The organism is Nonomuraea sp. NPDC049784, from assembly GCF_040659615.1.
GTDB lineage: Bacteria > Actinomycetota > Actinomycetes > Streptosporangiales > Streptosporangiaceae > Nonomuraea.
Genome location: NZ_JBFAMX010001016.1, coordinates 1 through 2,349, shown reverse-complemented (window position 1 = coordinate 2,349; position 2,349 = coordinate 1). Strand labels below are relative to the sequence as shown.

The following is a 2,349-nucleotide window of genomic DNA, read 5'->3' as shown; positions in this document are numbered from 1 at the left end:
GCGTCGGCGGCCGGCTCCAGCCAGCCCACCTCATCAGGCGAAGCACCCTCCAGCGTGTGCAGGCTCATCCAGGAGAACTCCCCGGCCGGCTCCACCCCGTCCAGCTTCGCCGTCACCTCGCGTACCAGCTCCCGCTCCCCGAACGGCCGGAACGAGGGGCCCAGCTCGGCGAGCGCGTGGCCCACCAGCTCCACCGCGCACGAGACGCCGCCCCACACGCCCAGCCGGTCCCGCCGTGACGCGCCGGGACCGGCCGCCACGACCGCGTCCCCCAGCGCCCACGCCCGCGCGCCCCCGCGCAGGCCCTGCGCCGCCCATACCAGCAGGTCGTCGTCGCCGCACGCCTGGCGCACCTGGCGGATGTGGCGCAGCTCGAGGATCGTCACAAGATCGCGCCGGGCCGGTACGCGGCCGCCTGCGGGTGCGCCGCCACGACCTCGCCCACCCGCTGCGCGACCGCCTCCACCTGGTCGGCCGCCGCGCCGGTGAACGACACCCGATCGGCCAGCAGCCCGTCCAGCTGGATGCGCTCCAGCGGGAAACGGGCGTCGGCGGCCAGCCGGTCGAGCAGCTCGTTGGCGGCACCGCGCGAGCGCATCTCCAGTGCCGCCGCCACCGCGTGCTCCTTGATCAGCTCGTGCGCCGTCTCCCGGCCGACCCCGGCCCGCACCGCCGCCATCAGCATCTTCGTCGTCGCCAGGAACGGCAGGTAGCGGTCCAGCTCCGCGGACATGACCGCGGGGAAGGCGCCGAACTCGTCCAGCACCGTCAGCATCGTCTCCACCAGCCCGTCGAAGGCGAAGAACGCATCCGGCAGCGCCACGCGCCGCACCACCGAGCACGACACGTCGCCCTCGTTCCACTGGTCGCCCGCCAGCTCACCGGCCATCGAGGCGTAGCCGCGCAGCACCACGGCCAGGCCGTTGACCCGCTCGCAGGAACGGGTGTTCATCTTGTGCGGCATCGCCGACGAGCCGACCTGCCCCTCCTTGAACCCCTCGGTGACCAGCTCGTGCCCGGCCATCAGCCGGATCGTCTTGGCCAGCGACGACGGCGCCGCCGCCAGCTGCACCAGCGCGCTGACCACCTCGAAGTCCAGCGAGCGCGGATAAACCTGCCCGACGCTGGTGAAACGCTCGGAAAAGCCGAGGTGGGCGGCCACCCGCCCCTCCAGCTCGGCCAGCTTGCCCCGATCGCCGCCCAGCAGGTCGAGCATGTCCTGAGCGGTGCCGACCGGGCCCTTGATGCCGCGCAGCGGGTAGCGGCCGATCAGCTCCTCCAGCCGCCGGTAGGCCACCAGCAGCTCGTCGGCCGCCGTGGCGAACCGCTTGCCCAGCGTGGTGGCCTGCGCCGCCACGTTGTGGGAACGGCCGGCGATCACCGTGGCCTCGTGCTCGACGGCCAGCTGCGCCAGGCGGGACAGCAGCGCCACCACCCGGTCACGCACCAGCAGCAGGCTGTCGCGCACCTGCAGCTGCTCGACGTTCTCCGTCAGGTCGCGCGAGGTCATGCCCTTGTGCACCTGCTCGTGGCCGGCCAGAGCGTTGAACTCCTCGATGCGCGCCTTCACATCGTGCCGGGTCACCCGCTCGCGGGCCGCGATCGAGTCGAGATCGACCTGCTCGACCACCTTGTCGTAGTCGTCGATCGCACCCTCGGGGACGGCCACCCCCAGCTCGGCCTGCGCCCGCAGCACCGCCAGCCACAACCGCCGCTCGGCGACGACCTTGTAGTCGGGAGACCACAGGCGGGTCAGCTCCGGCGAGGCATAACGGGAGGCCAGGACATTCGGGATACGCGGCTTGGACGTCACGTCGGACAAGTCTATTGACACGCCGGCGCCCGCACGGCACCGGGCCGTACGGGCGCTCCGGCGGGCCCCGATCAGGAGGCCGGGGTGAGGACCTTCGCGGCGGTCCTCGGTGACGCCCTGCGTCAACTGCGTCGATCTCGGTGAAGCAGCGGCTGGTGGGTCGCCAGCGCCTGCAGCGCCAGCCAGGCGATCACCCGGTCCTCGGTGGCGTTGATCGACAGCCCGGTCAGCTCCTCCACCCGGGCGATGCGCTGGCGCAGCGTGTGCCGGTGGATGCCGAGCTGTGACGAGGCGGCCTCCCAGCCGGCGTTCTCACTGAGGAACACCTGCAGCGACCGCAGCAGCACCGGGTTGTCCAGCAGCGGCAGCAACGGTGAACGCAGCGCCGCCTGCGCAGCCGAGTCGAGTCGCTGCAGCACCAGCCGCCCGGTGGCCAGCTCGCCGAAGACGACCATGGGCTCGGCATCGGCGACGGCCACGGCCAGCGCCTGCTCGGCCTGCTGGCGGCTGAGCTCGGCGCGGGCGAGCGGCTGGGC

At 72.8% G+C, this 2,349-nt stretch carries 3 protein-coding genes; all 3 read right to left on the bottom strand.

Annotated features, from left to right (window positions below):
* The coding region (locus AB0J09_RS62580) for a hypothetical protein (RefSeq protein WP_360713701.1) at positions 1 to 386 on the bottom strand (386 nt) is incomplete at its 3' end.
* Positions 383 to 1,813 carry an adenylosuccinate lyase gene (purB, locus tag AB0J09_RS62575; protein WP_360713699.1) on the bottom strand — a complete coding sequence of 477 codons (1,431 nt, stop codon included), beginning with the start codon at positions 1,811 to 1,813 and terminating at the stop codon, positions 383 to 385. The genes AB0J09_RS62580 and purB, both read right to left, overlap by 4 nt.
* Positions 1,814 to 1,935: 122 nt before the next feature.
* Positions 1,936 to 2,349, bottom strand: a 414-nt coding sequence (locus AB0J09_RS62570; RefSeq protein ID WP_360713697.1) for a helix-turn-helix domain-containing protein, incomplete at its 5' end; no start/stop codon positions are given.